The sequence below is a fragment of the Burkholderia singularis genome (assembly GCF_900176645.1).
GTDB classification, from domain to species: domain Bacteria; phylum Pseudomonadota; class Gammaproteobacteria; order Burkholderiales; family Burkholderiaceae; genus Burkholderia; species Burkholderia singularis.
This window is the reverse complement of sequence record NZ_FXAN01000065.1, coordinates 40842-46930: the sequence shown is the minus strand read 5'-3', so window position 1 is coordinate 46930 and position 6089 is coordinate 40842. Positions and strand designations below refer to the sequence as shown.

The following is a 6089-nucleotide window of genomic DNA, read 5'->3' as shown; positions in this document are numbered from 1 at the left end:
ACGCCGCCCGCGAGCCCCGCTGCACCCGCCGCCGGCGAACCGCCGGCCGCCGTGCCGGCACCGCCCAACACGGCCCACCCCAAGCCGATCGCGGATGCGCTGCAATCGGTCACGTCGCTCGCCGAGTTGCGCACGGCGCTGCAACGCTTCGCCGCGCAAGCGGATATGCGGCCCGCTGAAGCGCAACTGGCGCGCGCAGCCGATTACGTGATCGAGCTGATTCAGCGCGATATCGCCACGCACACGGACGCCCGCGCATACGCGCCGGCATCCTGATGATTCGTATTGCCAAACAATCGGACGCCACGCTCACATTCCGCGCGCCTCAACGTTCTTTCCTGCGCACGGCATTTTCCGTGCATGACATGATAGGAGCCACACCATGACTTTTCCGACCACCGTCAACGACCAAATCACCGACGCCGTCACGCAGTCGAACGTCAAAGTCGTCGCGGAAAGCCCCGCGATGGCCTTGGGTTCGATCTACCAGACGATGGCGCACTCCACCGGCATCCTGTTCCAGAACGCCGTGTCCGCGCAGCAGCAGCAGAACACGCTCGCGCAGGCGGCCGCCAACATGGGCTTGATGCAGATCTACAGCGTCGACACCACCGCCGGCGCGGCGGCCACCGAGAAGGTCGCGCAAGGCGGCATCGCCGACAACCTCACGAGCCTGTTGACCGTGCTGCAATCGTTCCGCTCGCCGCCGCAATGACGCCGCCGGGCATCGCCGCATGAGCCGGCGCCGGGCTGACCGTCAGCGCGCCGCGCCGCTTCCATTCCCGCTACGACTCAACTTCTAGGAATCAGCCATGACCACTCCGACCGCAGTCAATTCGCAAATCACCGATGCCGTCACGCAATCGAACGTCAAGGTTTTGGGAGAAAGCCCCGCAACGGCGCTGGGCACGATCTACCAGACGATGGCGCATTCCACCGGCATCCTGTTCCAGAACGCCGTGTCCGCGCAGCAACAGCAGAACACTGCGGCGCAGGCAGCCACCAACATGGGCGTGATGCAGATCTACAGCGTCGACACCACTGCCGGCGCGGCAGCTACCGAGAAGATCGCGCAAGGCGGCATCGCCGACAACCTCACGAGCCTGCTGACCGTGCTGCAAGCGTTCCGCTCGCAACCGCAATAACCGCACTCGCGAACCGGATACGGCCGCCCCGCGCCCGCGAATCGACGCGCCGCCGCACGCCGATTCGTCTTGGCGCGGGCCGCCCGGCCGCCGCACCCCGGACAGATCAAAGGACATGCCATGCCAAACGGATTCGACACCGTGCAAAACTGCGCCGCCAACGCGAACGCGATCCGCAACGCGCAATACGACTTCGTTGCCCGCTATCTGAGCATCGATCTCTACGACGATCCCCCTCATCCCAAGGTGATCGGCCGCGACGAGGCCAACGCGATCTGGAACGCCGGCCTGAAGCTCGTGCTCGTCTACGAGGACGCCCCGTCGTCCTGCGATTACTTCAGCGCGCTGCGAGGCTACATCGACGGTTTGCGCGCCGCGACCCAAGCAGGCGATCTCGGCGCGCGAAACGGCGGCTTGTATTTCACGGTCGACTACGACGCGCCAGCCGCCGACATCGACGGATGCATCACCTCATATTTCCACGGCGTCGCAAGCGGCGTCGCGGCAGCCGGCAACGGCAACCGCCGATACGGCATCGGCGTGTACGGATCGGGCAGCACGTGCCGGGCGATGCAGCAGGCAGGCCTCGTCCAGTACACGTGGCTTGCGAACTCGGCCGGATGGTCCGGCTATGATCCGTCGCGGCCGTGGTCGATCGTGCAGCAGGCGCAAACGACGATTTCGCTCGATTGCGGAACAATGCACGTCGACCCTGATACGGCAAGCGCGAACTTCGGCGCGTTCGTGCCGCCGGCCGCCGGCTGAGCGGCGCGCCCGAAGAGCGCCCACTTGCGCGGCAGCCGGTGCGCATCGGCGTCAATGACAGCCATTCGTCAGACATGGAAAGAAAATCGTCATCACATTGGCGTAGCAAACAGGTCACGCAATCGACGCATCATTTCGTCATACTTCGCAGCATGCCCAATTCGCGTTCCTCCCGGAGCCTGCCGATGCGCCACCGTTCAGCCATGCTCGGCGCCGTCGTCTGCGCCGCGTCGCTCGTGGCGGCCTGCAGCGACGACGCGTCCGAAGCATCGCGCGCGCAGGCCAATGCCGCCGCGCAGCAACCGCCGTTCGCCAGGAACAGCGCCGATGCGTTCAACGGCGGCGCGCCAGCCGGCGGCAACGCCGCCGCGAGCGCGCCGCTCGCGCCGCCCGTGATCCACTACCCGCCCGAAGACGCCGACGAAGACGCATCCGGCGCGAAGGCAGCGCTCATGCATGCCGCATCGAGCCCAGGTCGAACGCGCGGCATCGCCGCGCCCTCTTCCCCGCAGAACCCGAGGTGAACAGATGACATCAGAAAGCCGCCGCCGTTTCCTGCAGACCGTCGCGCAATCCACGAGCGCCGCCGCCGCGCTCACCGTCTTGCCCGAATCGATTCGCCGTGCGCTCGCGATCCCCGCCGCATCGCGCACCGGCACCATCCGGGACGTCGAGCACATTGTCGTGTTCATGCAGGAAAACCGCTCGTTCGATCATTATTTCGGACACCTGCGCGGCGTGCGCGGTTACAACGACCGCTTCCCGATCCCGCTGCCCAACGGTAAGCCGGTCTGGTACCAGCCGTCGAAAGCCGACCCCGGCAAGCCCGTGTTGCCGTTTCGTCTCAATACGCTGACCACGAGCGCGCAATGCATCGGCGATCTCGATCACTCGTGGTACAAAACGCACGCGGCGATCGACGGCGGCCGCTACGACCAGTGGCCCGCGAACAAGACCGACATGACGATGGGCTATCACGTGCGCGAGGACATCCCGTTCCACTATGCGCTCGCCGACGCGTTCACCGTCTGCGACCACTATTTCTGTTCGCTGCCCGGCCCGACGCATCCGAACCGCTCGTATCTGATGACCGGCACGGTCGATCCGACGGGCAAGTTCGGCGGCCCGCTGCTCGACAACAACGACTACGTGGACGGCGACGTGCCGCCGCAATATCAACTGCTGTCGTGGACGACCTACCCGGAGCGCCTCGAGGCCGCAGGCATTTCGTGGCAGATCTATCAACAGGGCACGACCTGGGTCGATCCGCTGAACGGCAACTACGGGACGAACATCCTGCAAAACTTCGCGAACTTCATCGATGCGAAGCCGGGCTCGTCGCTGTATCAACGCGCGCAAACGGTGCGCACGCTCGACGATCTGAAAGCCGACGTGCTCGCGAACAAGCTGCCGCAGGTGTCGTGGCTGCTGCCGCCCGCCGCGTTCTCCGAACATCCGAAGTACACCCCTGCGTATGGCGCGAACTACACGTCGCACATTCTCGATGCGCTGACCGCGAACCCCGACGTGTGGCGCAAAACCGTGCTCTTCATCATGTACGACGAGAACGACGGCTTCTTCGACCACATCGTGCCGCCGCAACCGCCGACGTCACGTGCGCAGGGCTTGTCCACCGTCACCGTCGACGGCGAGATCCATAACGTCGTGAACCCCGGACGCGGCGGCAAATACACGGCCGACGGCCTGCCTTACGGCCTGGGCCCGCGCGTGCCGATGACCATCGTCTCGCCGTGGACGAAGGGCGGTTTCGTGTGCTCGGAAGTCTTCGACCATACGTCGGTGATCCGCTTCATCGCCGCGCGCTTCGGCATCGACGAGCCGAACATCACGCCATGGCGCCGCACCGTGTGCGGCGACCTGACGTCGGCATTCGATTTCCGCACGCCGGATGCGACACTGCCGCCGCTGCCCGACACCAGCAACTATCGATCGATCGCCGACCAGCTCTGCTCGACCAAGCCCGCGCCGAGCGTGCCCGCCGCGCCGAGCCCGGTCGACCCGCAAGAGCCGGGCGTGCGCCCGGCGCGCGCGCTGCCCTACGAATTGCATGTGAACGCGCGCGTGCAGGGCGGCACGACGCTGCGCATCGAATTCGCGAACCGCGGCAAACAGGGCGCGCACTTCTATGTGTACGCGACGAACCGCGGCGATGGCCCGTGGCGCTATACGGTCGGCGCACACGCCACGTTGCACGACGAGTTCGACCTGTCGGCGACGAACGGCGCGTATGCGTTCACCGTATACGGCCCGAACGGCTTCGTGCGCACGTTCGCCGGCACTGCCGCGCCCGACGGGCACGGCCCGCATGCGGCCGCGCATCCGGAAGTGCAGGCGGGCTACGACGTCGCGAACGGCAACCTGTATTTGAAGCTCAAGAATCACGGCGGACAGAGCATCAAGCTGAGCCTGTCGGACAACGCATACGGCGCGCCTGCGCGTCAGCTGACACTGCGCGGCGGCGACGAGCGCATCGAGCAGTGGCCGCTTGCATCGAGCCATCACTGGTATGACGTGACAGTGTCGGACGGCGCAACGGGCAAGTTCGTGCGCCGCTTCGCAGGCCATATCGAAACCGGCAAGCCGAGCTATTCCGATCCGGCGGCGCTCGCGCCCGTTACGGCTTGACCAGCCTCCGGGCGGCGCGCGCAACGCGCCGTCGCTCGTGGGGCAGTGCGCGACGCAAGCAGGCTGCCTTTTGCGTCGCGATCCTGCCGGAGGCGGGCGACGCGCCGGTCAGCTGCAATCGGCGGCGTTCCGCCTGGGCCCTGCGTCAAACCGCATTCGCACGCGTCGGCCGTCGCCGCAACGCACGCGCAATCCAGCGCTTCAACGACGCAAGCCGCATCGGCGATGCCCCGGCCGCCACGAACGCGCCTCCTGCCAGCCGCGTCATCGCACACGCACCGCCGCCGTTTCGACGGCTCAAACCGTGGCGAGCGAATTCCGCCCGAACGTGCCGGCGGTGCGCTCGTCATTGTCATCGTCATTCTGAAATCTGAGCGGCGCCGCGCAATGCACGAGCGTATCGACCAGATATTTCGCGCGCGGCCACGGCCCGTAGCCGGCGGCGGTATTGATATGCCCGGCGTCGCCGAGATTGACGAACGCGCTGCCGAGCCGGTGCGCAAGCTCGCGCGCGTCCGCGAGCGTCATCCATGGGTCGGTCTCGCTGCCGATCAGAATCGACGGCACGGCGAGCCGGTACGCGTCGAACTCGCCCGCGAACGCGAATTTGCGCGGATTGGCCGGCGCCACGAACAGCACGCCGATCACATCCGCCGTTGACATCTCGGCAGCCGATGCAGACTGCACGAGCGCATGCGCGGCCGCCAGGCAGCCGAAACTGTGCGCGGCCAGCACGAACGGGCCGCGCTCGCGCGCGAGCAGATCGCGGACCTTTTGCGCCCAGCGCGCGAGATGCGGCGCATCCCAGTCGTCCTGTTCGACGCGCAACGCGCGTGCGAACTGCCGCTCGAGCCAGGTCTGCCAGTGCGCGCCTTCGCTGCCGTGCAGGCCGGGCACCGTGACAAGGCGCGGCGGCCAAGTCGATTTGCTGCATGAGCGCATGTGTCCCTCGCCAAACTAGGAGCTTGGTGACGATTCTCACGCGCGTCACGCGCGCGGCGAACCAATTTTTTGTGCTTTGCATTTCGACGGCCCGCGACGCGCGGCGCGACAAAACCGTAGAATGTCAGCTTCCGATGAGGAGACACCGCATGTCCGCTACGCGATCTGGCGCGTTGCGCCCGTTCCATCTCGCCTTTCCGGTCACGAGCCTCGAGCGGGCGCGCCGCTTCTACGGCGAGTTGCTCGGCTGCCCGGAAGGCCGCAGTTCCGAACATTGGGTCGACTTCGATTTCTTCGGCCACCAGCTCGTCGCGCATCTCGCGCCCGGCGAGGCGGGCGATTCGGCCGTCAATCCGGTTGACGGCGACGAGGTTCCGGTGCGCCATTTCGGCGTCGTGCTGTCGATGGACGAATGGCATGCGCTTGCCGACAAGCTCAAGGCGGCCGGTACGCATTTCTTGATCGAGCCGCATATCCGCTTCAAGGGCGAAGCCGGCGAGCAAGCAACGATGTTCTTCACGGATGCGTGCGGCAACGCGCTCGAGTTCAAGGCATTCGCCGACATCGGCCAGCTCTTCGCGAAATAGCCGC

At 66.2% G+C, this 6089-nt stretch carries 7 protein-coding genes and 1 pseudogene; 7 read left to right on the top strand and 1 reads right to left on the bottom strand.

The genetic code is table 11. From position 1 onward, the window contains the following. The 6 genes and pseudogenes from BSIN_RS25840 to BSIN_RS14530 all read left to right on the top strand — a co-directional run. A pseudogene (locus BSIN_RS25840) lies at positions 1-276 on the top strand (hypothetical protein); the annotation flags it as partial. A gap of 106 nt (positions 277-382) precedes the next feature. Next, positions 383-715 carry a RebB family R body protein gene (locus tag BSIN_RS14550; protein ID WP_059517518.1) on the top strand — a complete coding sequence of 111 codons (333 nt, stop codon included), beginning with the start codon at positions 383-385 and terminating at the stop codon, positions 713-715. Between the two features lie 97 nt (positions 716-812). Further along, positions 813-1145 carry a RebB family R body protein gene (locus BSIN_RS14545; RefSeq protein WP_059517516.1) on the top strand — a complete coding sequence of 111 codons (333 nt, stop codon included), beginning with the start codon at positions 813-815 and terminating at the stop codon, positions 1143-1145. A 120-nt stretch (positions 1146-1265) separates the two neighbouring features. Further along, positions 1266-1910, top strand: coding sequence for a glycoside hydrolase domain-containing protein (locus BSIN_RS14540; protein WP_069233427.1), 645 nt, complete (start codon positions 1266-1268; stop codon positions 1908-1910). 185 nt (positions 1911-2095) lie between these two features. Beyond that, positions 2096-2434 (top strand): hypothetical protein, encoded by a 339-nt coding sequence (locus tag BSIN_RS14535; protein WP_089341023.1) that lies wholly within the window; start codon positions 2096-2098, stop codon positions 2432-2434. Between the two features lie 4 nt (positions 2435-2438). Next, positions 2439-4556 carry a phosphocholine-specific phospholipase C gene (locus tag BSIN_RS14530; RefSeq protein WP_089341022.1) on the top strand — a complete coding sequence of 706 codons (2118 nt, stop codon included), beginning with the start codon at positions 2439-2441 and terminating at the stop codon, positions 4554-4556. A 297-nt stretch (positions 4557-4853) separates the two neighbouring features. Here BSIN_RS14530 and BSIN_RS14525 read toward each other — a convergent pair whose 3' ends face one another. Next, entirely contained in the window at positions 4854-5498 is a 645-nt protein-coding gene (locus BSIN_RS14525) for an RBBP9/YdeN family alpha/beta hydrolase (RefSeq protein ID WP_089341021.1), read from the bottom strand. A gap of 149 nt (positions 5499-5647) precedes the next feature. Between BSIN_RS14525 and BSIN_RS14520 the strand changes: the two genes are divergently transcribed. Next, positions 5648-6085 (top strand): VOC family protein, encoded by a 438-nt coding sequence (locus BSIN_RS14520; protein WP_059517982.1) that lies wholly within the window; start codon positions 5648-5650, stop codon positions 6083-6085. The last annotated feature ends 4 nt before the right edge of the window (positions 6086-6089 follow it).

Coding starts and splice junctions, on each gene's coding strand:
- BSIN_RS14525 (WP_089341021.1), bottom strand. CDS start 5,498: ATGCGCTCATGCAGCAAATCGACTTGGCCGCCGCGCCTTGTCACGGTG.
- BSIN_RS14535 (WP_089341023.1), top strand. CDS start 2,096: ATGCGCCACCGTTCAGCCATGCTCGGCGCCGTCGTCTGCGCCGCGTCG.
- BSIN_RS14520 (WP_059517982.1), top strand. CDS start 5,648: ATGTCCGCTACGCGATCTGGCGCGTTGCGCCCGTTCCATCTCGCCTTT.
- BSIN_RS14530 (WP_089341022.1), top strand. CDS start 2,439: ATGACATCAGAAAGCCGCCGCCGTTTCCTGCAGACCGTCGCGCAATCC.
- BSIN_RS14550 (WP_059517518.1), top strand. CDS start 383: ATGACTTTTCCGACCACCGTCAACGACCAAATCACCGACGCCGTCACG.
- BSIN_RS14540 (WP_069233427.1), top strand. CDS start 1,266: ATGCCAAACGGATTCGACACCGTGCAAAACTGCGCCGCCAACGCGAAC.
- BSIN_RS14545 (WP_059517516.1), top strand. CDS start 813: ATGACCACTCCGACCGCAGTCAATTCGCAAATCACCGATGCCGTCACG.